The sequence below is a fragment of the Sediminibacterium sp. KACHI17 genome (assembly GCF_040362915.1).
In the GTDB taxonomy this organism is placed as follows: Bacteria; Bacteroidota; Bacteroidia; order Chitinophagales; family Chitinophagaceae; genus Sediminibacterium.
Window position 1 is genome coordinate 2,198,718 of record NZ_AP029612.1, and the last position, 25,399, is coordinate 2,224,116.

Genomic DNA, 25,399 nt, shown 5'->3' on the forward strand with positions numbered 1-25,399 from the left:
TAATTGGGTTTTTGAAATGGTTATTTGAAATGGATATAGAGACTATTTTTTGATCATCGGCAACTTGATCACCGATGGATATTGGGTAGAGTGATGAATTTTATTCTCCACTTTAATACCCGTTGCTTCATCATAATTATTTCCGCCTGTATTCATGTTTCTATCAAAGCGAGGAAAATTACTGCTCGATACTTCAATACGAATTCTGTGTCCGGGTGCGAAATAGTTACTCGTTACCATCGGAGTAAGATCTACTTTATATACTTTTCCTTTCTCCATGAATACTTCTTTATCATATCCTTCCCTGTATCGTAAACGCTGAATGGTTTCATCCAGGTTATATGCTTTACCATCCGGATGTACATCGATCAATTTCAATGTGATATCGGTATCAGGACCCGAAGAAGAAACATACAGTGTAGATTCAATAAAACCTGTTACTTCTACGCCTTCTTTTAATACATCAGAAGTATACACGAGGATATCTTCTCTCAACTCCATTGTAGACTGATCAAAAGAACCGCCTTGTACCGCATTGCCGGTACAGCAAACATTACCACCATAGGATGGTACAGGATTCATCGGATCATATTGAAAAGCATCCGGCTTGTTTTCTTTAGGAGGTGTTGCTGTCAACTGTCCATCACCGTTTCTGGTATTCGCTTTACCGGCACTGCTCAAATAAAAAGATTGCATTTCAGCGCCTGCAGGAGGGAAGGTTTCTGACTGTTGCCATTTGTTACTACCCATGGTATAGTAGCGAACACGTGGATTCTTTTGTTTGAAATCATTTTGTTCGCCTTTCAGTAACAGATCAAACCAACCCCAGGTGAGTTCATCATAATTCAATCTCGCATCACCTACACTTCTTTCACCAACAATGGTATTCTCTGTTGCTCGTTTATAAGAACAATGTAATACCGGAGCAATTACGAGATACTGATTATCTGCTGTGGCTTTGTCTTTGGCATTGTTACGAACATGATTGAAGAGTGCAATATTGGGAGCAGAAGAAACATCATACCAGGAAACAAACCAATATGCAGGAACATTCAAGGGCATATTGTCATGATACAATCCGCCCTTGAACCATTTAGGATCATTGGGTTTGCGACGAATCATGTCTTCATATACACCTTCTTGTCCTTTTACATTTTTAATGATGTCTTGTATCGGAAGATGACGCAGACCAACAGACCAATCTACACGAGGCATTTCGGTAGACATATCATAAAAGCGTTGTAAACGCTGCAGGTCTTTTTGTTGTACGGTTTTAGGGAAAGTGGGTTTGAATTTATCATTCTGTGTACCATAGAGCCATGCAGTGAAGAGCATTTGTCCGGCCCCGCCTCGATACCAGTTGCCTTGTTCCATGAATTTTCCTACGCGACCGATACCGGCACCATATCCCTGAGCTACCATGGCTGCAAGGGCAGGGTGGTTTTGAGAGGCAACAGCCATTTGCCATTCTGCAGTCGAAGAACAACCGATGACGCCGATTTTACCGTTGCTCCAGGATTGAGCAGCCATCCAGGTAAAAGCATCATAACCGTCCGTGATCGGAGCGCCGAGAATATCCCATTCGCCTTCCGAGAAATAACGACCGCGTTCATTTTGAACCACATAAGCATAGCCACGGGAAACCGCATTATAGGCTTCCTCAAGGGTGCGGGTAGTCATTTTACCATCCACCCAGGTATTGAATTGATAAGGGGTCTTGGAAAAAACGATCGGTACTTTTTGATCGCCTTTAGGACGATAAATATCCGTAGCCAATCGGATACCATCACGCATTGGCATCATCACTTTCTGATCGATAATAGCGATCTCCTGAAGTTTCAGGTAAATAGCGGCGGTGTCTTGTGCGGAGAGTGCATACGTAAGCATTACGCACACAACAAGGTTGAGCAATTTTCTCATAGGCAGTATTTGGCCTTTCTTATGGAAGGCAATTGGTTTAATAAAAACGTTGCATAAATATAACATTAAAATAAATTTATTTTAATGTGTACGAAAGTTACATCCACAGGCTTTTATACCGCAATTGATGCCTTGTTATTAGAATTTGATGAGAAAACATACCTTTCAGTATGCGCTTGTTATCTCTGTTTTTATTGTGTTGCTGCAGCTTTTCTAGTCAGGCATCAGATAGTCTTTCGGTGGTATTCAAATCCGGTGAAGCAGGTTATCATACTTTCCGTATTCCTGCGATCATTCGCGCACCCGATCAATCATTATTGGCTTTTTGTGAAGGCCGCGTGAACAATGCCGGTGATTATGGTACTATCAAAATTGTAATGCGCAGAAGTATGGATGCGGGTAAAACCTGGTCACCGATTCAAGTGGTGGCAGCCATGGGAAACTTGCAAGTAGGTAATCCCGCCCCTGTCGTAGATCAAACAGATCCTGCATTTCCTAAGGGTCGCATTTTTTTGTTTTACAATACCGGTGATCATCATGAAAATGAAGTACGTAAAGGAAATGGACTCAGAGAAGTCTGGTATATTACTTCAACAGACAATGGATTGAATTGGAGTGCGCCGGTAAATATCACTACGCAAGTCCATCGACCACTTCAGTCCAACAGGAATTCAAGTTATCAATTTCAGGAAGACTGGAGAAGTTATGCCAATACACCCGGACATGCGATACAGTTTCAGCAAGGACGATATCGTGGACGCATTTTTATTGCAGCCAATCATTCAGCTGGTGCACCACAAAATCAATTCGAAGATTATACGGCGCATGGGTTTTATTCAGATGATCATGGTAAAACATTCCGGCTTACATCATCACTGACTATAAAAGGAAGCAACGAATCCATTGCAACAGAATTAAGCAATGGTAACCTGATGATGAACAGTCGCAATCAAAAAGGAGACATTCGTGCGCGAATCATTTCTATCAGCAGTGATGGCGGACAAAATTGGGATACGAGTTATTTCGATACACAATTGCCTGACCCGGTGAATCAAGCTTCTTTATTGACCATCGGTCGTAAAAAAGGAAAAGCCATCCTCGCATTTAGCAATGCAGCCAGTACCACCCGAAGAGACTCTCTCACTTTGCGCATTAGTTGGGATGAAGGAAAAACCTGGCCCTACCAACAACTCATTGATGCTGCACCCGACCAGACAAAGAATGACTACACTGCTTATTCGGATCTGGTTTACATCCATAAAAATTCCATTGGCATTTTGTATGAACGAAAGGGTTATAAAGAGATCGTATTTAAAAGGATTCAATGGAAATAAAAAACAAAAACCCATGGGGGGATGGGTTTTTGCTTTGATCGCATTCAAGAAAAAAAAATTGTAACATCTATACGTATCATTACTGATACACACGCAACAGCGTATATCTATTCTTTTGCTGCGCCTCAGGATTGGCTTGATCTCCTTGTATACAAGGCTCTTCAGGTTTTGTATTACCTATACCATTCCATTTGATACGAGATCTCATTTCTTTTGGAAAAAGAGAAGCAATGTATTCAGCTCTTTTTTGCGACAGTGCAATGTTGTAAGCACTGCTTCCAATACAATCAGCTGCTGAAATAATTTCTACATTCAACTCTTTTTGTTGACGCATCAGGTTTATGACTTGCAGTAATACCGTATGGCTTTCTGGAATGTATCCCTGACCATCAAAATAATGGTATAAGCGATATCCACTTGTTGACAATTCATTTGTATTTGGTATCGTCTTCGAAGCGGCATTTTCATGAGTCGACGTTGCTGCACTATTTCCTTTATTCGTAGTTAAACTTGTCGATGTCGAGTTTGATTCAGCATTCAAACGCAAGCTTATCGGATCGAGCTCTTTCCAAGCAGTTACTCCCTTACTATCAAACAACTGTATTTGCTCTTGAAAATCTTTTCCGGATAATTTGATTCGATAGTTTGTTTGATTAGGTCTTACTTGAAATGAATATACCCCTTTGTAATCTGTGGTCTGAGATGCGATTGTTTTCCAGTTACCCTGCTCGTCTTGTTGTTCTAAGCTAACTAAGACGCCCTCCTGACGAAGACCATTACTTGCATTGGTCACGGCACTCTTTATTGTAACTGTTTTATAAGCATAGTTAAAACGTAGTATATCATCATTTCCATAACGATTGCTCGCAATGAACCCTGATTCATTCGTTGCAAAACTGATCGAATAATCATCCGATGATGTATTGATCGGATAGCCTAGGTTTTTGGGTTGATTATTGGATTGTTTCAATGCACTTTCATACATATCAACGCCTCCTAAACCCGGCCAACCATTAGAAGAAAAATACAATCTGTCATTGTATACCAATGGGAATCCTTCATCTCCCATGCTATTGATACGATCTCCTAAATTCACGGGTTCTTCAAAGCTTCCATCCTCTTTCATATTTGCACGATAAATATCTGCTCCGCCTTTACCGCCGGCTCTGTCGCTACAAAACAACAAGGCTTTTTCTGAATCAACATAAAACGGATGGAATGAAGATGATTCTTTTGTATTCACTGACAGCACTTGTGGTTTAGACCAACCGGATGTAGTTTTCGTGGTTTTGCATAACTCAAGTAAATATACTCCCTGACTTTTGTGAACACTGGTTCGGGTAAAGAAAATATGCTTGCCATCTGCAGTCATGCTCACCGGACCTGTATGACCTTTGAATACCACATTACCCAATAATCTTGCTAAAGAGCCGGAAGACGGTCCCATCGCCGGTCCTGATTTAGATGGCATCAGGGTATTGTTATCATTACTGGTTGCAGGTGTAAGGTCTGATAAAAATCTACTGACCTGAACATTATAATCAGTCTTAGCAAGTACAGGTTGCATTGTTTGTAAATAGGATACGTTTCCTCCTACATAAACATCGTCATAGGGCATTCCATCCCAAGCGTTTGTTCTGGGTATTATGAATCCGGGATTTCTATTTGATACAAAATACAATTGACCCTGTAGTACAAAAGGAGCAAATTCTCGAGCGGCAGTATTGATGGAGAGATATTCCAGATGCCAATCTAAAGAGTCTCTCAAAAACAAGTCCTTTTGCTCAAAACCCTTCTTTCTTGTATTGTAAGCCTTTTTACTATCGGCATTGCCTACAGATAGTAATGTTTGATATTGTTGTATGGCTGATGCGTAATTGCCTTTGCGTGCATAGATCTCAGCTATCCTTTCTGTCATCTGTGCATTTTTCTTTTCCAGCTTTTCCAAATAGATCAACGAACTATCATACAGACCTATATTCCAAAAACAATCTGAGATACTCCAATTCAATACATCATCCTGATAACGGGTCTGATATTTTTGATAGAACGGTAATGCTTCATAATATTTTTTTGCCGCATACAGCTTGTCGCCCTGCTTACGCAATTGCTCATATGTTTTATTCACAGGTTCATTGCCTGCAAATGACATGGCTGATATTAATAACAAAAAAGGAAGTAACAAATAATACATGTATTAAAAATAACGTGGTGAAACAAATGAAGATCTTGATGAACCAATCTCAAAGCGAAGCATCATTTCATGCGTTGCCTGTGTAAAAGATTTCAGATTTGAAATAGTATGATCATAACTATATCCAAAACGCAACTGCTCGTTGATCTGCCATTCTACCAAACCGACTATTGCATCTTTAGTACGATAAGAAGCACCAAATGCAAGTTTATCCATAAGCCATACATTGGCGTTAAGGTCAAATTGAACAGGTGCGCCATTTACTTTTTTTACCAGCATTGATGGCTTTAGCTTTACCTGATCACTCAGGTCCATCACCATACCCATGGTATAAAAGAAATGCAGGTTTTTCAACTTGCCAGATTGTACATCTGCCTGCTTTTGTGCATTTAGTTTTGTTTCCAGCAAGGAAGGAATGGAAAGACCTAAATAAAAACGGTCAGTAGTATAATGTATACCTGCTCCTGCAGCCGGAAGAAGGCCATTTACATTTTGGTTGAACGTTGGATCGTTGGGCGAAAATGTATTTACCTCTGTGAAGTTGGCACGATAGTTCAATAAACCACCACGCAGTCCCAATGATAACACTCCTTTATCGCTTACAGGAATTCGAAAAGCATAACTCGCCATCAATCCCGTAGTTCTCTCAACACCCAATTTATCATCCAGTAGTTGAAGTCCCCAACCAATACGACCTTCACGAGTAGCGCCATCAATAGAGATAACCGTTGTTTGTGGTGCACCAGGCATATCGATCCATTGTTTTCTGAACAATGCAGAAGCCGTAGTAGTACCTCTTGAACCTGCATAAGCAGGATTTACGTTCAACATATTAAACATGTACTGAGAATACATAGGCTCTGTTTGCGCATGTATTTCACTTTGCATGGAAATTGCAATACTGCTGAACAGTATCATCAGAAATCTTTTTTTATAGAAATGCATAAACACTGAATTCTTTTATCGTTTAAGTGTAATAAACCCTTTGAATTGTTTTACTTGTCCGTTTAATTCTTTCGCATTGATAATATAGTAGTACGTACCCGGAGGTAAATCACCGCCACCATATTGCGACATAGCCCTGCCATCCCATTCATTATTGTAGTTACTGTTCCGATAGACCACATTTCCCCATCGATTAAATACTTCAATGGAAATAGTTGTCTGGTATGGACGTATGACCACAAATACATCATTCATACCATCGCGGTTAGGAGAAAATCCATCAGGTATGATATAGCCTACTTTTGGAATGTTCGTACGAGCAGGTAAGCCATTCAATAGAATTGCCCCATTCGATGCCGTGGTATCTGTTGAAGTAGTATTGATAGGTAGCGAGAAGGCTCCCGTTCCAGTCAATACCGCCTGTGCATTTACGATTCCCGAGAAACCATTGGGTGTAACAATAAGGTCTACCACAACCGAATCTTTCGCATAACCGGCTAGAGTACTGGTATTACTGATCAGGTTTATTTGTGTACGTCCATCATAACCGGATACTGTATTTAGTCGACCTGTTGATCGTACACCTGTTATCCGATAAGTCATCGGCATCGTAAATACTGTACTCAGGTTTTGTTGAACAGTATTGAGCGTAATTGTTTCCGGACGAAGGTTACGCACCGATGTGATGTATTGCATTTTAAAAGTACCATCAGCCAATAACTGTGGTTTGGTACCATACATAATGACAACCAGATTCTGTCCATTTTTAATACCATCGCCATTACAGTCTGCATTCAACCATGCTGTAGACGGAGTTACTGTCTGGCTCTCCAGCTTCAATGAACAGCTATTTTTAGGATCTGTTTTATCACTTACTTCTTTGCCGTCTGGCACACCATCGCCATCTGAGTCTCCAATTAACGGATCAGTGCCCAATGTTTTCTCTTGTTGGTTTGTTAATCCATCATTGTCACAATCCGCAGATTGCCATGCAGTACTTGGTGTTACTGTCTGACTGCTCAGTTTGAATGAACAACTATCTAATGGACTTGTGCCATCGCTTACTTCTTTTCCATCTGGCACGCCATCACCATCGCTATCTCCTTTCAAAGGATCGGTGCCCAATGTTTTTTCCTGTTGATTTGTTAATCCATCATTGTCACAATCCGCAGATTGCCATGCACTACTTGGTGTTGCTGTCTGACTGCTCAGTTTGAATGAACAACTATCTAATGGGCTTGTACCATCGCTCACTTCTTTACCATCCAATACACCATCTCCATCACTATCTCCTTTCACCGGATCAGTACCCAATGTTTTTTCCTGTTGATTTGTTAATCCATCATTGTCACAATCCGCAGATTGCCATGCACTACTTGGTGTTGCTGTCTGACTGCTCAGTTTGAATGAACAACTATCTAATGGGCTTGTACCATCACTCACTTCTTTACTATCCAGTACCCCATCACCATCTGAGTCTTCAACTAATGGATCGGTGCCCAGTGTTTTTTCCTGTTGATTCGTTAATCCATCATTATCACAATCTGCAGATTGCCATGCAGTACTTGGTGTTGCTGTCTGACTGCTCAGCTTGAATGAACAACTATCTAATGGGCTTGTACCATCACTCACTTCTTTGCCATCCAATACACCATCTCCATCACTATCTCCTTTCACCGGATCAGTACCCAATGTTTTTTCCTGTTGATTCGTTAATCCATCATTATCACAATCCGCAGATTGCCATGCAGTACTTGGTGTTGCTGTCTGACTGCTCAGTTTGAATGAACAACTGTTCAGTGGATCGGTACCATCCAGTATTTCCTGGCTATCTATTACACCATCGCCATCTCTGTCTTCATCCACATCGATTACAGCAACTGCAAATATTCTCTCGTAGCTCAATCCACCTGCATCTGTGGTTCTGATGCGAATGCTGTAATTGTTTTTTGTTTCAAAATCAAATGCAGCATTTGCGCGCAGACTATTACCGCTTATGTTAAATGCGGCATTATCACTATCCCCATTTCCGGCTACCAATGTATACGTATGTGTATCACCAGCATCGGGGTCTGTACTACTCAATGTGCCTATGATAGCATTCGCCGTATTGTTTTCATTAATAGATAAACTACTTAAAGTAATGTTGGTAGGAGCACTATTATAGATCAATACAATGCTTGCTGTCGCACTACCGCCGGAGTTAGATCCAGTAATCGTATAAGTTACAGAGCCTGTTACCTGCGTCGTTAATGTACCGCTGATAATACCAGTTGTAGGATTAATGGTTAAACCGGCCGGTAATGATGGACTTATGGTATAAGTATCAACAGTGCCGCCAGAGACCGTTGGCAGCATGTTAGCAATAGTTGTATTACGGCGTACAGTTTGTGACGAGGGGTTATACGTGAGATTGGTCGGTGCTGTTGAATTAAATGTTGACAGCGTAAATGTTGTTGTGGCAGTACAGCCTATAGCAGATGTGGCTGCAACGGTATACGTTGTAGCTGCTGACAAAATAGTAGGTGTACCACTAATGGCTCCTGTTGTAGAATTAATAGACAAACCTGTCGGTAACGCCGGATTAATTCTATAATTGCTAAGAGTCCCTCCGCTAGATGTTGGCTGAAATGAGGTAATTGCTTTATTACGCTCAAATGTATAAGTAGAAGCACTATATGCTATACTTGAAGAAGGATTAACTGTAATTGTAAACAGTTGAGGCGTTCCGGCACCACAAGCATTTGTTGCAGTAACAGATAAGTTCGCAATAACTGGCGAAGAGCCGGTATTGATGGCTGTAAATGAAGGAATATTACTCGAACCAGATGCGGCAAGTCCAATAGATGTTAAACTGTTTGTCCAGTTATACGTTACATTTTGATCTTCAAAACCAAACGCTACTGTGCAATACGATTCCGCTACTGTGTAGTCAAAACTAACAGAGGTAAAGGTTCCATCTAATCTGATAATATTAAACCCTTCCCTACCAGTGAATGTATTATTCGCTAGATCATAAGTAGTAGACCATCCTGGAGTAGCATTGTCTGTCCATATGGGTGTAAACGGTCTGGAAACAATTACAGGAACTGGTAAACTCGGATTACCAACACTTGCAAATGCTACTATTGGATTCGTTACCGGCTGACTAAATGTTGCAGTAAAGACACCTCGGTTGTTATTTTGAATTTGAATGCCGGTTGATGGTACATTGTATCGAGCAGGGAATCTGTTTGCTGAATACATTCCATTAGGTTGGGGTTGCATCCCACCGCCACTTTGGTTAATAGATACAGTAATACCATTTTGACCTGTTCCTGAAGCAGTAGTTCCAGCAATACTATTCATGGTCATCCATTGAAAACCAGCCGTATTGGGAGGACTGAAACTAATAGGTACAGTAAGTGATCCATTACAAACTACTTGATTGGAAATAGCTCCTACTGTTGGTGAAGTAATTACCGTTGTAGAAACAGTATTTGAAGATGCTCCACTTCCAATACCATTTACCGCCCTTATTAATATATTATAAGAAGTACCGTTTGTAAGCCCGGTTATTTGTAATGGAGAGGATGTACTTGGCTGAGCAAGTAAAGTCCAGGAAGTACCACCATTTGTACTATACTCGTAATTAATAATATTAGATCCACCATTTGAAGAAGGTGCAGTAAAGTTCACGGTTGCACTTGCATTACAAGATGTAATAGAAGTAATGGTTGGAGCAGAAGGAGTAGTGGCACTTGCAGCACCATAGCCAGTTGCAGTTGTTATATTGTCAACCTCAAACCCGCCCCCGCCAAACACTAGTCTGGTGAAATAAATATTGGGATCATCTAGCTGTAAATTTATGTATGCAAATGGTTCATTCGCAGCATTAGATCTTCTATACAATGAAGAGGTATAACTGTTTCCATCAACAGCCGTAACTGTTTGCTGACTTAGAAGATTGATAACTGTTTGTGTCGTAAAACGACCCAATTCAATTTCATTTCCTCCGCATGAACCATAAATGGTAACAGTATTTGCTGCGTCACCTGCCCCCCACCAGAAACCAACATATCTTGATGGATCTGTCAATGTTATACTTACAAATGCATCTTGGTTATTTGTTTTATGTATTGCTAAATACTGTGATCCAGAACCACCCCAAACATCATTTGCTAATTTTTTAATATTCCCGGGATTGATTGTTGTATAGTTACCAATCGTGAATGAACCGGAATTCGCGATAGTACCCACTGATCCGGAATTAAAATTCTCTGTTCTAGAACCTGCTTGTCCTTGAATAGCAGATGTTGTAACGTTGGGTGGTGATAAATTAAACTGAATGTTGGGCAATGTTGTTGGACATGCAGCAAATGTTGCCACCGCTAATGTTCGAGATGTGCTCAAACAACCGGTTGTTGTATTTCTGGTTTGAGCATAAAAATTTGTTGTTGAGTTGATGGCTGGCGTGTTAAATGTTGTTACCCCTGTTCCACCTGCAACTACGGACCCTCCTGTAGGAGAAGAATACCAGTCAGCCGTTGTTCCAGCTGGTGTTGAAACAACCAGTTGCACTGAACCCGCACCAACTGTTGAACCCTGGCTTACAAGCGTAGGGGCTGCTGGTGATTGGTTTGCAGGACATAATGCTGTATAAGTTGTACTGGCAGTATAAAAATCCAGAAACGCATTGTCATCAGGATCAGACCAGGTTCCGAATTCCACTACATAAGAACTGATTGATCCGGGAAAACTTGTTGCCGGAGGTCCAAAATCATTCCAACAGGTTCCACCATTCCAGTTGGTTACTACATAGTTTTCGCCTGTGCCCCAGTTGTTCGGTTCGCCACCACACCAGTTATTATATTTACCGGATACATTAGTTGCACCATTGCGAATTATGGTACCAGATTCGGGTCCCGCATTCCATTTAAATACACCCTCTGCTTCTCTATCTGATAATGCGATTAAAACATTGGTTGCATTTGTATTCGACGAAACAAAGCTGTTTTCGGTTTCTGAGGTGATCGTTACTAAGTATCCCGCAGCTCCTTTATATGTTTGCGCTGCCGCATCTGATAAAATTTGATCGTATACACTCGCACCACCAGATCTCCCGCTTGCAGGCCAGGAAACCGGTCTGTAAAAGTGTCCATTAATGGGGTTATAAAAATAACCCGGATCATTTACTGCAGCCGATACAGAAATCTTTATATCACCGGCTGATGTTCCTGTTTTAACAGCAAGAGATGCAAGAGCGTTATTAATGTTTGCTTGCGTACCTGTAAAAGCCAAACGAGTTTTATCGCCTGTCAGGGTATAACCAGTAGCGGGTGTTAACCCGGTTGTTGTTGTGATATTAAAAGTGACATTATTAGGAGGATTGACCAATCCGATCGCACATAATAAAGTAGCTGACTGATTAAATCCTGTTAAATAGAAATCACCCGGATCATTGTTGGTTGCACTTAATGGGAAAGTTGCAGGGTTAGGTGAAACCACCCTTGGAAGTGCATCCAAGTAATTATTCAAATCAGTAAGCGCCGTGTTTCCTGTAGCGGCATTACCAGAAACACTACCGCCACTATTGGGTAAAGTATAATTAGCTCCATTCAGCTTCAATCCAAAATTTGATTTACCAGAAACATTCCCACCTTGAATTAAATAATTAGGACCACCATATGAAGAAAGATTCAATGAAACGCTGGATCCAGCAATAAAGCCAAGTAAAACATTCGTATTACCCGAGTTCACTCGCCATACCAATGAACCGGCGATATCAAATTTTTGACCATTCAACATTTGCACTCTTAATAAACCTGCGATATCATTTCCTTGGGTAAGCTCAAACCTGCCAGAGTTGGTCGATTGAACGAACGATATCTTTGCAATAGAAAGAGTTGAAAACTGCTGAATATTATTCGCTTGCTGGGGGTTATTGTCTATAAGCCCCACAAAACCATTATTAAAAGGAACGCTTATCTCAATTTGAGCAGATATTTTTTCAACGATGAAAAACAGAAATAAAAAAACAAATACTCTGTTGAGTAAATAGGAATAACTCTTCATATGATCTTGTCTAAATGTATTGATGTCAAATGCCAAAACGATGGCTATAAAATAGTGTCGAAATTACTTTTCAGACAATCGATGGGGTTTAATACACTAAGCAAGAGGAGTCAATTATTCTGCAGTTGTATATAATTAAATAAGCTGTTCGCGGTTTATTTATCAGTAAATAAACATGCGCCGATTTTATTAAATTGAAATTCCCTTTAATGAGGGGGATAAATCATTAAAGAGAAGTGATCGCGTAAAAATGAGATAGCGTGTTTAATATTTTGATGGAGGATTTACATTATATAGAGAATTACAATTGATAACACATCAGTATTTTTTGATGAAACGATTTCGAAAAAATTACAAAGGAGTGGTGTTTTCTTTTATTAGCTGAGTAAATCAGCAAAGAATGTTGTCGGTAGATATTCATACCTGCTTACTACATTATATATTCAATACGCTTCAATTAAACTATCTCATTTTCCGCACACTAAAGAAGATCTCTGTTGGATTGGCAGAGATCAGTGCCGCCATACTCACCGCATCCGTAATATTTTCGGATGCGGTCATCACCATTTCCGGTTATGCAGCAATAGCATGTGTAGTAAAATGAGAGCGGCTTTTATTAGTAATAGCTTCTTATTTAAAAAATTTTATCCTTTGTTGATGACTTCTCCTAAAACAAAAGACCCCAACATCTCTGTTGAGGTCTTTGTGGTGTGGGCCGGGATCGAACCGGCGACACAAGGATTTTCAGTCCTTTGCTCTACCGACTGAGCTACCGCACCTTCGGTGAAGATTCAAGATCTATGAAACAAGATACAAGGTTATACTTGTGGCTTGAAGCCTGATACTTGAAGCTTACTATCCCCTTTCGGGGCAGCAAAAATAGGGGGTTTTCACATATAATCCACAGGAAATGACAATTTTTTGCTTTTTTGCGAACCTTCTCCATAACAATTCGGTAACAGCTCCATAATTCTGCGATAACCTTGCGCCTTCAGTTTTGCAGCCAAAACTAAACGACTATGAGATTCATCGCATTTGCCTGTTGCTTACTGGCTTTTGTTGCCTGTAAAAAAGAAGATACCGATCCGGTTGAAAAGTTCGTCAATGAAGACCCCGCTTCCTATGTGGAGATCGCCTCTATTAACCTTGGCGGTCTCGGTGCTGCAGAAATCACCACGTATGACCCCATCACCAAAAGACTCTTTGCTGTTAACAACGGCACCACCAATAAAATAGATGTCATCAATATTGCCGATCCGGCTGCTATCAGCATTATTCACTCCATAAGCATGTCGCCCTATGGTGGTTTCGTCAATAGCGTGGATGTATACAATGGTAAACTGGCCGCCGCCATCGAATCTACCAACAAACAAGATCCGGGTAAAGTGGTGATCTTTAACACCACTACCTATGCGGAAGAAAAAGTAATAACAGTAGGCGCTTTGCCTGACATGGTTACTTTTAGTCCTGATGGAAAATTTATTCTCACCGCCAATGAAGGTGAGCCCAGTGCCGACTACAGCAATGACCCCGAAGGATCGGTTTCTATCATCAGTGTAGATAATAATTATGCTGTTACCACACTCAACTTCGCTGCATTTACAGCTCAACAAACTACACTGGCTGAAAAAGGGTTACGCATCAGCGGACCCAATAAAAATTTCCTGAAAGACATTGAACCCGAATACATCACCGTTTCTGCTGATTCTAAAACAGCCTGGGTTACCTTACAGGAAGCCAATGCCATTGCTACCATTGACCTGGCTTCTAAAACCTTCACCAATATTTTACCCCTTGGCTTCAAAGATTTTAATAGTACTGCCCATGCGATTGATATTTCTGATCGTGACAATGGTATCAACTTCGCTCCCTGGAAGATCTTCGGTATCTATATGCCAGATGCCATTGCCAATTTCTCTATGGCCGGTAAAACCTATTTATTCACCGCCAATGAAGGTGACTCTAGAGAGTACAACAATTTTGCTGACGTTAGAAGATTGTCTTCTGTGAACTTAGATGCCACTGCGTTTCCTAATGCTGCCACTTTAAAAACAGATGCTCAGATGGGTCGTTTGAATATACTCACCACCAATGGTGATACCGATAATGATGGTGATTACGATGCGCTGTATAGTATGGGTGGACGATCTTTCAGTATTTGGGATGCTTCTAATGGCGCATTGATCTTCGATAGTAAAAATGAACTCGATGTAAAAGCCAAAGACCTGGCCGTATACGATGATGGCAGAAGTGATGATAAATCAGTAGAACCGGAAGCCATTACCATTGGCAGAGTAGGTAGCAAAATGATCGCTTTTGTTGGTTTAGAAAGAGCGGATGCCATTGCCATTTATGATGTTACCATTCCTACTGCACCTGTTTTTCTGAAAATGATCAAAACAGGTGATGCACCTGAAGGCGTTTTATTCATTCCCGCTTCTAAAAGTCCCATTCAACAAAGTCTTTTAGTAGTGAGTAGTGAGAATGATGGCCTCGTTAAAATTTATAAAGCCACAAAGCTGTAATGACACTTCGAAAAAAGAAGAAGCCTGTTCTTTCTTGAACAGGCTTCTTCTTTTTTATACTACCGTTGCATATACCGCATCCCATAATCGCTTCCGATATTTCAAGCTTGTGAGTGCTGCTTCCGCGGCCTGCTCCCATTTCAAAGCATCTTGTCCGCATTGTTCACTAACCATTTCCATCGCCAGATGACTATGATGATCGCCGTCTACTTCAATATGTCGTTCCAGGTAATATTTGAAAACGGCCAATTGTGCTGGATACTGCACAGACAGATCCTTCACTAGACCCATGAACATATCCGGTATCAGATCCTCACGACCAAATGTAAATACGGCTGCCTGTACATGTACCGGTGCTTTTTCAATGACCTCAAACGTATATCCTACAAAATCACAAATAGCCCTGGGCAATTGTAATTGTTGCAATGCCTGTTGCACCGGCACACCATTGTGTATATAGGTTAACAATTGTGTGATGGCCGTTGTATCAGCACCCATCTGTTCCATCGCTTTCAGGTACAATTCAAAGTGACTGGTTCTGATGCCCGCTTCATCTACATCACTCTCTTCGCCCAATACAATTTCATTGATGAGGTAACGTGTATTCGCCGAACCCACCGGTATCCATGGCGTAGTTGTACAGGTCAATTTTTGTTGCAATGATTTCAACAAACTCATAAAATCCCAGACGGCAAACACATGATACTCCGTAAACCGACGGAGTTGTTCAAGATCTACCAAACTATGATATAGAGAATGATCAACAAGATCAGGTCTTACTTCTTCCAGCCTTTGTTTCAGCTGAACTATTTTTTCATTTTCCATGCATTATATACGTGTGGAGGGGGGAAATGGTTGAAGGGAGTAAGCTGCAAGCTTCATGGTACAAGCTGCAAGTGAACATTTAATTTCTTCTTGCAGCTTGTGGCTTGTAGCTAATTAAAATTCACAATTCTTCGGCGTTCTCGCAAAAGCAATGACGTCTCTGATATTGGTCATGCCGGTTACGAATTGTACCATGCGTTCGAAGCCCAGGCCGAAACCTGCGTGTGGAACGGTTCCGAAGCGACGGGTATCAAGATACCAGCTCATCTCTTCCAATGGTATATGCATCGCTTGCATGCGCGCTTCCAGTTTTTCTAAACGCTCTTCTCTTTGTGAACCGCCCACAATTTCTCCGATACCCGGTGCCAGAATATCCATGGCGGCTACCGTTTCTTTACCCGGCTCACATCCATCATTCAAGCGCATATAAAATGCTTTGATGGCTGCAGGATAGCCCGTTACGATCACCGGTTTCTTGAAATGTTTTTCTACCAGGTATCTTTCATGTTCACTCTGCATATCAATACCCCACTTCACATCAAACTTAAATTTCTTTTTCTTGTACGCAGGTGAATCGAGTAATATCTGTATCGCTTCAGTATAAGTGATTCTTTCAAAACTATTGTCTGTAACAAACTTCAGCTTCTCCAACAATCCAAACTCCTGACGTTCTTGCTGTGGTTTTTGTTTTTCTTCTTCTGCCAGTCGCTGATCCAAAAAGGACAGATCATCGGCATTGTGTTCCATCACATATCGAATCAAATATTGAATGAACTCTTCAGCAAGATTCATATTGTCTTCAATATCATAAAACGCCATCTCCGGTTCTATCATCCAGAACTCTGCGAGGTGTCTGGTCGTGTTTGAATTTTCTGCGCGGAAAGTAGGACCGAATGTATAGATCTCACTAAATGCCATCGCACCCAACTCTCCTTCTAATTGTCCACTTACGGTGAGATTGGTACTCTTCCCAAAAAAGTCTTCTGCAAAATCGATGCTGCCATCTTCTTTGCGTGGTGGGTTATCAAACGGCAATGTGGTCACACGAAACATTTCTCCTGCACCCTCTGCATCACTTGCCGTGATGATGGGTGTATGCAAATACACAAAACCTTTTTCATTGAAAAACTTGTGTACCGCAAATGCCAGTGAATGTCTGATACGAAATACAGCACCAAATGTATTGGTACGAAAACGAAGGTGTGCGATCTCTCTTAAGAATTCGAGACTATGCTTCTTGGGTTGCAACGGATATTTTTCTGCATCACTGTCACCCAATATTTCTACATGTGTTGCTTTTAATTCAATCGACTGTCCTTTTCCTAAAGAGGGCACTACTGTGCCGGTTACTTTTAAAGAAGCACCGGTAGTAATTCTTTTTAATGTAGCATCATCCAACAAGCCGAGTTCTGTTACTACCTGTAAATTATTATTGGTACTTCCATCATTCAATGCTATGAACTGATTGTTGCGAAAAGTTCGCACCCATCCCATGACAATGGTTTCTTGTCCGGCCACCCCGCTACTCAGCAGGTCTTTGATCTTGGTTCTTTTGTTAAACATCGCTTGCTGTTTTGAAACGCCCATCGTTCGGGCTTTGAGCGGCAAAGATAAGAAGGAATGGGGTTGGGGAATCGGGGTATCGGGTAATCAGGTAATTGGGAAATCAGGATATAGGGCTATTGGAGGTGTATATAATGAATCCTGTAGCATCAGAACCCACCATAAAAAAAGCTCCCTACCAAACACCCGATCACCTAATTTCCCAATTACCTGATTACCCAATATCCCAATTACCCGATACCCCGATCACCCAATACCCTTTTTCGCTATATTTAATGGCATTTTACTCTCAAATCCAATAGCAAGCAATGAAGCCATCTTTGTTCCGATCATTGATTGAACTAACGACAGATGCCGTATTCATTGTGCGGGTGCAGCCGAGTGGTGATGAGTTTGTGATGGAATATGTAAACGATGCATATCTCCGCAAATTCAATGTTACCCCGGAATCTGTTGTAGGCAAGGAGTTCCGGGACATGCTTCAGCCCAATATTGTAGGAGATATCCGTAAACGTTTTACTGAGTGCGTACGCCTTCGCTCGAATATCAGTTTTGAAGAAAGCTTTGAAGATCAAACCACCAGTCTCAGCGAATTGTTTCCCATCACAAGCGAGGATGGTGCCATTGAATATGTTGTTGGTGTTTCAAAAGATATCACTGAATTAAAAGCGAAACGAGATCAGCTCATAGCGTCAGAGCAAACGCTTCAATCTATCATCAATAGCTCTGATAATGTGCTTATATATATGAGCAATGATTTCAAGATCCGATATGCAAATCGAAGAGCGCAGGAACATGCCCGAAAGTTGTTTGGGAAAGAGTTTATTGTAGGCGAGAAGCTGACCAATTATTATCCTGAATCTGAACGAGAAAGGGCGTTGGAACATGCTCGTCAATTGAGAAAGGAAAAAAAGACCATTTCTCATGAGCACCAGTTGACATATCCGGATGGTGAGAACCGCTGGTTTCTTCGACGTTATTACGGTGTTTTCGATGATGGTGGTGAATTGACCGGAATTGTGATCGCCTCCATTAATATCACGAATAGAAAAGAACAGGAATTACAAATCCAAAAACAAGCTGACTCGCTCCGAGAGATTGCTAAGATTCAGTCGCACGAGATCCGCAGACCCGTGGCCAATATCATGGGACTGACCGATCTTTTTGATCTGAAAGAAAAAACGCAGGAAGAAAATGAACAAATTTTGCAATATCTCAGGCAGAGCGTGTTGGAATTGGATGGTTTGATCAGTCGAATCGTTGATAAAACGCAATATGAAGCCGATTTTTAACGATTCCGGGAAAGATTTTTTGTTTTGTTTTTAAGAAAATTCGCTTAACATTGCATCGGAAACCAAGCTGATACGGTCCTCTTTTAGCTCTCGACACATCAGTTTATCTTCTTTCCAATCAGTTTTATACCCAATAGATTTTCCGATCTGAGTTTACTTTTCCTTAGACTGGATGTTGAATGATGACAATTTGATTTTTCTCCACAATAGACTTTATGTACGATATTCTGCAATTAAATGACATGTTGTTGCCCGAGTTACTCGATATCGCCGAGCAACTAAAGATCACGGGTGCTAAGAAATTAGACAAGCAAGGTCTGATCTATAAGATCCTGGACAACCAGGCGGTTCAGGCCAGTGAAACAAAAGATACCGCTGCCAAAAAAGGGGCTCGTGCCCGTAAGCCCGTAACGGTGAAAACTGCGAATGGTACGGAAGAGGCAGAAGTGATGCAGGAAGCACCTGAAAAACCTGCCGCAGCCGCTAAACGTGGTCCGGTTAAAAAAGGCCGCACAGATAAACAACCTACCGAAACAGAGGAAACAATGCAGGAGCCAACAGAAGCCAACAGCAATGCGAATGCTACTGCTGAAACAGCTCCTGAAACAGGTTTGCCGCAAGAAGCACCTGCTCCGCCTCAACACAGACACCAGCGCAAAGAGCCTACTTTCAATATCGAATTCGAAGGCGTGATCTCCGGTGAAGGTGTATTGGAAATGATGCCAGATGGTTATGGATTCCTCCGCTCTTCTGATTACAACTATTTATCTTCTCCCGATGACGTATATGTATCTCCATCTCAGATCAAATTATTTGGTCTGAAAACCGGTGATACCGTTTCGGGATCTGTTCGTCCGCCAAAAGAAGGAGAAAAATATTTCGCCCTATTAAAAGTGGATCATATCAATGGTAAACGTCCGGATGAAGTGCGCGACCGCGTTCCTTTCGACTACCTGACACCATTGTTCCCTTACGAAAAATTGAACCTGTTCACCACTTCCAATAATTACAGCACACGTATCATGGACCTGTTTACCCCGATCGGTAAAGGTCAGCGTGGATTGATCGTTGCCCAACCAAAAGTGGGTAAGACCATGTTGCTGAAAGAAGTGGCCAACGCCATTGCAGCCAACCATCCGGAATGTTACCTGATGGTGGTATTGATCGATGAGCGTCCGGAAGAGGTGACCGATATGGAGCGCAGTGTAAAAGCAGAAGTGATCGCTTCTACTTTTGATGAGCCTGCAGAAAAACACGTGAAAGTATCTACTATCGCTTTACAAAAAGCAAAGCGCCTCGTAGAATGCGGTCATGATGTGGTGATCTTATTAGATTCTATCACTCGTTTGGCTCGTGCACACAATACCGTTGCACCTGCCAGTGGTAAAGTGCTGAGTGGTGGTGTGGAAGCCAATGCGATGCAAAAACCCAAACAATTCTTTGGTGCGGCACGTAAAATTGAACACGGCGGCTCACTGACCATTCTTGCAACCGCTTTGATCGAAACCGGTAGTAAAATGGATGAAGTGATCTTTGAGGAATTCAAGGGCACCGGTAATATGGAGTTGTTGCTTGATCGTCGTTTGGCCAACAAGCGCATATTCCCTGCTATTGATCTGGTAGGTTCTTCTACACGTAGAGATGATCTATTACTCGATAAAGAAGTGTTACAACGCATGAACATTCTTCGTCTTTATATCAATGATATGAATACCGAAGAATCCATGAACGAATTGCTGAAACGAATGAGAGGAACGAAAGACAATGAAGAGTTTCTCGCGTCGATGAATCGTTAGTTCGGTGTGAATGGTCAATGGTCAATAAGGGGTGACTACAAAATAAAAAGCGAAGTGATTAGAAACCACTTCGCTTTTTTTAGCTAAATGCCAATCATTGATTACTCAATATTCACAATTGACAATTCACCATTCACCCTACTCACTTCTTCAACAATCGCTCATTAAACAATTTCAGAATTCGCTTATACTCATCTGTCCAGCTGCTGGGTTCTACAAAACCGTGGTCTTCCATGGGGTATACTGCCAGCTCCCAGTTGTCTTTTCCAAGTTCGATCAGTTTTTGTGAGAGTCGCACCACATCCTGAAAATGAACATTCACATCTACCATACCATGACAGATCAACAAATGATTTTTCAATCCATTTGCAAAATTGATCGGTGATGATTTTGCATAAGCAATACTATCATTCACCGGCTCATTCAGGATATTAGAGGTATAACCATGGTTGTAATGAGCCCAGTCTGTCACAGGTCTTAATGCAGCACCCGCTTTGAAAACATCCGGAGTGGTGAAGAGTCCCATCAGTGTGATGAATCCACCGTAGCTGCCACCATAGATACCGATCTTTCCGGCATCTACTCCATAATTTTTTGTGAGGAACTGAGCGGCATCTACATGATCATCGAGATCTTTTCCGCCCATATGTCTGTAGATCCCAGTTCTCCAATCTCTGCCATAACCACTGCTCGCACGGTAATCGATATCAATGACGGTATATCCCTGATCAGCCAATAAATTATGGAACATGTATTCACGGAAATAAGAACTCCACCAATAGTGTACATTCTGTAAGTATCCTGCGCCGTGTACAAAGATCACAGCCGCTTTGTTGTTCTTGGCTTTGGTAGGCTCGTACAAACGTGCATAGATCTGTTGTCCATCACGTGCGGGTATGGTGATCATTTTCGGATCTCTCCAAGGATACGCTTTGAACTCATCGGTCACTGCTTTGTTGGTGATCTGTGCTGCTGTTTTTCCGGCTGTATTTTCCTGAACAAATAATTCCCAGGGTTTATTGCTATAGGAATAACGATACGCGATCCATTTTTCATCAGGCGACATGCTCACTTCATAACCACCGGTCATATAAGTGATCTTTTCTTTTGCGCTGCCGTCTTTATTGATTCGATACCAGTTGAGCTTGCCCGGATGTTCTTCATTCGTGAGTAAATAGAAATATTGTTTGTTATTGCTCAGTGAAACAGACTGTACTTCATACTTCCCTTGTGTGAGCGCTGTCTTTTTTCCGGATACCATATCATAGACATACAAATGAGAATATCCGGTGGCTTCACTTTGGAAATACAGTTGGCTGTCGTTGATCCAACCCATGGTTGCACCGAAGGCGCTGATACCCGGACCACCGACCCAGGCTTCATCACGCTGACGATCGATGAGTTTGAGTTTGGCGGTTTCTGCATCCAGTTGCATGATCCAGCGGTCTTTGTTATCCTGAGAACGGATATCAACAATGGCAACAGTTCCTGATGCATTCCAATACGGACCATTGATCATCACGCCACGAATCGGTGCGCGACGATTGCCAAATTGTTTCGGATAATCTTTTACATAATCCGGCTGATCCATGATACCTGGAATAGCTGCAGAATCGATCATCACCATCATGAGTTTGTCTTTTGTTTTATCAAATACATAAAACTCATATCGACCCAAGGGAGCACCCACTTTTGTTCTGGCAGGAATATCGGTAGTGAATCCACTTTCCGTTACATAATCAGGAACGATGGTATTCTTTGCATTGGCAGGAGCCTGATACAAACGATACGTAACAAAACGTCCGTCGGGACTGATCTGTAAATTTTGTAATTGTTTGTCACCGATACCGATCGTTTTTAAAGTATCGGTATCACGATTGGCGCGTAAAAATTCTGTACGGGCATCTCTTCTTTCTTTTCTTTCTTTCAATACAGCAAAGAGATCCAATTGCTGATCGCGTAACCATTGTTCTTGTGATTGTGCCAATGCAGCAATAGCAGGAGCGGCGTTTCTGTTTCCACCAAATTGTGCACCACCGCGACCGCCTCCGCCAAAGGGAACTGCAGTAACAGCTGTTTCTGTTCCGCGAATGATATTGGTCAATTGCAGTGTACTTCCATTTTGTGTGTGCCAAGCAAATAAATTCTGATTGCGGTTGTATACCACCCACTCGTCGTTCAGGATAAAGCGTGGTGCAAATTCCTGTTCTTGTGTTTGTGTGATACGAATGGTTTTTCCGGAAGCGATCTCTACGAGATACAGATCACCTCGTAATACATACAACATTTTGGTGCGTGCTTCATTGAACACGGCATTGTTCTGTGCTTGCGCAACTTGTACTTCTTGTAATGATGCACGTACAGGTGTTCCAGAAGCGCCAACCGTGTAGACATAGGTTGAGTCGGACATTTTTTTATCCGGGTTCCAACTGAAATAGATTTTTTTACTGTCTGCACTCCAGAAAATATTGGAGGGAGATGTGCCGATCCATTTTGGATCACGCATGATTTTCTCAACGGTCAACTGGGCAAATGAGGAAAGACATACCAACATCAGCCCTGTAAAAAGCAGTTTATGTTTCATTCGGAAATTTTAATCCGATAAATCTATTGTAACAATGGGGGATGAAGAAATGAATTTTATAGACGGGCGGATAAAAGTATTGCCACTGAGAGCACTGAATTACACTGAAATTTTTCAGTGCTTCTCTGTGTCTTCAGTGGCAATAAAAATTATTTGTAATAATTATTCCGCTCAATCTCTTCTCTTACTTTCTCAGGAACGAGATAACGAATGGATTTTCCTTCTTTGATATTGTTGCGGATGAGTGTTGCAGAAATATCCAGCATAGGAGCATCGAGTACCGTGAGTTGTGCATTCCATTCATCAGTGATTTCAAATCCTGGTCTACGATACACAATGATGGGATATTCTTTGATGAGCAGTTCTGCATTTTTCCATTTGGGCAGGTTTTGAAAACCATCACTACCCATGATGATGCTGAAAGAATGTTGCGGATATTTTTCTTTCAGATAGGTGAGTGTATCAATCGTATAAGAAGGGCGTGGTAATTTGAATTCCACATCAGACGCTTTGATGCGTGTTTCATCATCAATGGCCAGGTTCATCAGATGAAGTCGGTCGTATTCATTCAACAGAGAGGCAGACTGTTTAAAAGGATTTTGCGGAGAAACCACGAGCCATACTTGTTGTACATCGGTATAGTTCACAACATGAGATGCGATGATCAAATGTCCGGTATGAACGGGGTTAAAAGAGCCAAAATAGAGTCCGATATTCATCTAATATATTGACTATCAATTAATTATGCTATATTGCGTCTTCCACAAAAATACTTCTGGCTTCGCTCAAACGAAGACTGAGATGGTATCCGGCCACAGAAATGGAGATCGGATCGCCCAGTGGAGCCACTTGTTCTACCTGAACTACTTCACCCGGAATACATCCCATTTCCATGAGCTTGATAAATATCTCATCTTTTTCAAAGGAATTAATGATGGCTTTTTGTCCGGCTTCTAACTCTGAGAGTCTTTTCATCGTCTGATTATAAATATTATATAAAGGTAGCATGGCATAATGGGCTTTTGTTACGAATTTTGGAGTAATAGATATACGGTTATGAAGGAAGTAACGTTTCGATATGCAGACAGGAAATTAGTATTGGCACAGAAGACGGCCATTCAGGCTTTTGTGGAGACCATCTTTAAGAAAGAGAAAAAGAAGCTGGCGCATATCAACTATGTCTTTTGCTCCGATGCCTACCTCCTAAATATCAACCGTGATTTTCTATCGCACGATTATTATACAGACATCATCACTTTCGGTCTCTCCGAACCTGGCGAGCCGGTAGAAGCCGAGATCTATATCAGTGTAGACCGCGTGAAGGACAATGCCGTTCAACTCGGTGTTTCTTTCAAGGAAGAAATGCTTAGGGTGATCTTCCATGGCGCTTTGCACTTATGTGGTTATAAAGACAAGAAGAAAAGCGACATCACCTTGATGCGGGAAAAAGAAAACCACTATCTCTCTACTTATCTCACCAAACATTAGACCTTCCTCTGCGAAACTTACGCGCCCTCTCGTTCTTGCGGTAAGGTGAACTGATGACCCACAGAAAACAAATGGTCGCGGAGATGGTGCATAGGAGAAAATTAGAGTTGAGATAGCCTTCTCAGATAATAATCAAGCTTTTATCAAGTCGAAGATGTTCCACAAAACACAGTTTCATGCTGAAACATTAAATCTTGATTTGTTCCACGTATCCCAGTTTCAGGTTGAAACATTGCCTAACTTTGGGATATGGCTAGAAAAAGATGGACTCCACAGGAGGAGGTAACGGATTCTCTATTAAAGTTTAGGGAAAAGAGAAAGTGGCAGCTTGCCTACAGAAGGTATGTTTTAGAAGGCGCCCCCAGCGAATTCTATGCGCCATACTTTGGTTTAAGCGCTTCAACCCTTAGAAGATGGTTTGAAATACAATTTACCGATGGGCTGGGCTGGGACAATTTCGGAACGCATTGGCAATTTGACCATATCGTTCCCGCCGCCTACTTCGATTATTCCGCTGAGGAAGATCTAAAGCTATGCTGGAGCTTTATCAACCTGAGGGTTGAGCCGATAGATCAGCATAAAAACAGGGGCAATCGAATCGATGTTATTTCTGTAAGGCCTTATTTTCAAAAGCTTTATGAGCAAACAGGTTTTTTCCTTTGTCAAAAGATGTTGGATAAAATCGCTACCCTTGAAATATCAGAGATAGAAAGTAGTCCTTCGATAGAAGCCTTTATTATAGAAAACAAAACAGCCCTTGAACAAATCACTCAATTAACCCGGGAGGAGTTTGCCCGGTATAATGCGGGTATGAGCATTGAAGACCTATTATTAGAAAGGGAAATACTCAAAAAGTTCAGCTAATGCCTGTAGCCTGAA

The 25,399-nt window shown here is 41.5% G+C and carries 16 protein-coding genes and 1 tRNA gene; 7 read left to right on the plus strand and 10 right to left on the minus strand.

Features of this window, described 5'->3' with window-relative positions:
* Window positions 1-42: 42 nt before the first annotated feature.
* Entirely contained in the window at window positions 43-1,920 is a 1,878-nt protein-coding gene (locus ABXG83_RS09795; RefSeq protein ID WP_353548679.1) for a CocE/NonD family hydrolase, read from the minus strand.
* 170 nt (window positions 1,921-2,090) lie between these two features.
* Between ABXG83_RS09795 and ABXG83_RS09800 the strand changes: the two genes are divergently transcribed.
* The gene (locus tag ABXG83_RS09800; protein WP_353548680.1) at window positions 2,091-3,254 is read left to right on the plus strand and encodes a sialidase family protein; all 1,164 of its coding nucleotides are present in this window, start codon (window positions 2,091-2,093) and stop codon (window positions 3,252-3,254) included.
* 79 nt (window positions 3,255-3,333) lie between these two features.
* Here ABXG83_RS09800 and ABXG83_RS09805 read toward each other — a convergent pair whose 3' ends face one another.
* From ABXG83_RS09805 to ABXG83_RS09815, 3 genes are read right to left on the minus strand one after another with little or no spacing between them, the layout of a single operon-like run.
* Entirely contained in the window at window positions 3,334-5,448 is a 2,115-nt protein-coding gene (locus ABXG83_RS09805) for an OmpA family protein (protein WP_353548681.1), read from the minus strand.
* Window positions 5,449-5,451: 3 nt separating this feature from the next.
* The gene (locus ABXG83_RS09810) at window positions 5,452-6,366 is read right to left on the minus strand and encodes a type IX secretion system membrane protein PorP/SprF (RefSeq protein WP_353548682.1); all 915 of its coding nucleotides are present in this window, start codon (window positions 6,364-6,366) and stop codon (window positions 5,452-5,454) included.
* Window positions 6,367-6,408: 42 nt separating this feature from the next.
* Entirely contained in the window at window positions 6,409-12,447 is a 6,039-nt protein-coding gene (locus tag ABXG83_RS09815) for a gliding motility-associated C-terminal domain-containing protein (protein ID WP_353548683.1), read from the minus strand.
* 400 nt (window positions 12,448-12,847) lie between these two features.
* Here ABXG83_RS09815 and ABXG83_RS09820 point away from each other — a divergent pair, with 400 nt between their 5' ends.
* Window positions 12,848-13,051, plus strand: a complete 204-nt coding sequence (locus ABXG83_RS09820) for a hypothetical protein (RefSeq protein ID WP_353548684.1) — start codon at window positions 12,848-12,850, stop codon at window positions 13,049-13,051.
* A gap of 102 nt (window positions 13,052-13,153) precedes the next feature.
* Here the strand turns inward: ABXG83_RS09820 and ABXG83_RS09825 are convergent.
* A tRNA-Phe gene (locus tag ABXG83_RS09825) sits at window positions 13,154-13,226 on the minus strand.
* A 240-nt stretch (window positions 13,227-13,466) separates the two neighbouring features.
* On the opposite strand from ABXG83_RS09825, the gene ABXG83_RS09830 reads away from it, so the two are divergent.
* On the plus strand, window positions 13,467-14,972 hold the full coding sequence (locus ABXG83_RS09830) for a choice-of-anchor I family protein (RefSeq protein ID WP_353548685.1): 1,506 nt from the start codon (window positions 13,467-13,469) through the stop codon (window positions 14,970-14,972).
* 54 nt (window positions 14,973-15,026) lie between these two features.
* On the opposite strand, the gene ABXG83_RS09835 is transcribed toward ABXG83_RS09830, so the two are convergent.
* Together ABXG83_RS09835 and asnS are read right to left on the minus strand one after the other, a co-directional pair.
* A complete protein-coding gene (locus ABXG83_RS09835) occupies window positions 15,027-15,797 on the minus strand; it encodes a DUF3050 domain-containing protein (protein ID WP_353548686.1) in 771 nt (256 codons plus the stop codon).
* 114 nt (window positions 15,798-15,911) lie between these two features.
* Window positions 15,912-17,360 carry an asparagine--tRNA ligase gene (gene asnS, locus ABXG83_RS09840; RefSeq protein WP_353550762.1) on the minus strand — a complete coding sequence of 483 codons (1,449 nt, stop codon included), beginning with the start codon at window positions 17,358-17,360 and terminating at the stop codon, window positions 15,912-15,914.
* Between the two features lie 308 nt (window positions 17,361-17,668).
* On the opposite strand from asnS, the gene ABXG83_RS09845 reads away from it, so the two are divergent.
* The gene (locus ABXG83_RS09845; protein ID WP_353548687.1) at window positions 17,669-18,652 is read left to right on the plus strand and encodes a PAS domain-containing protein; all 984 of its coding nucleotides are present in this window, start codon (window positions 17,669-17,671) and stop codon (window positions 18,650-18,652) included.
* 215 nt (window positions 18,653-18,867) lie between these two features.
* Window positions 18,868-20,448, plus strand: a complete 1,581-nt coding sequence (gene rho, locus ABXG83_RS09850; RefSeq protein WP_353548688.1) for a transcription termination factor Rho — start codon at window positions 18,868-18,870, stop codon at window positions 20,446-20,448.
* A 142-nt stretch (window positions 20,449-20,590) separates the two neighbouring features.
* Here the strand turns inward: rho and ABXG83_RS09855 are convergent, their stop codons facing one another.
* From ABXG83_RS09855 to ABXG83_RS09865, 3 genes are all read right to left on the minus strand, one after another.
* A complete protein-coding gene (locus ABXG83_RS09855) occupies window positions 20,591-23,032 on the minus strand; it encodes a prolyl oligopeptidase family serine peptidase (RefSeq protein ID WP_353548689.1) in 2,442 nt (813 codons plus the stop codon).
* 149 nt (window positions 23,033-23,181) lie between these two features.
* A complete protein-coding gene (gene nadD, locus ABXG83_RS09860) occupies window positions 23,182-23,751 on the minus strand; it encodes a nicotinate (nicotinamide) nucleotide adenylyltransferase (RefSeq protein ID WP_353548690.1) in 570 nt (189 codons plus the stop codon).
* Between the two features lie 28 nt (window positions 23,752-23,779).
* Complete coding sequence (locus tag ABXG83_RS09865; protein ID WP_353548691.1) at window positions 23,780-24,007, minus strand: FeoA family protein; 228 nt, start codon at window positions 24,005-24,007, stop codon at window positions 23,780-23,782.
* Window positions 24,008-24,088: 81 nt separating this feature from the next.
* On the opposite strand from ABXG83_RS09865, the gene ybeY reads away from it, so the two are divergent.
* Both ybeY and ABXG83_RS09875 read left to right on the plus strand, forming a co-directional pair.
* Entirely contained in the window at window positions 24,089-24,520 is a 432-nt protein-coding gene (ybeY, locus tag ABXG83_RS09870) for an rRNA maturation RNase YbeY (protein ID WP_353548692.1), read from the plus strand.
* A gap of 249 nt (window positions 24,521-24,769) precedes the next feature.
* Window positions 24,770-25,384 carry a hypothetical protein gene (locus ABXG83_RS09875; RefSeq protein WP_353548693.1) on the plus strand — a complete coding sequence of 205 codons (615 nt, stop codon included), beginning with the start codon at window positions 24,770-24,772 and terminating at the stop codon, window positions 25,382-25,384.
* Window positions 25,385-25,399 lie beyond the last annotated feature (15 nt).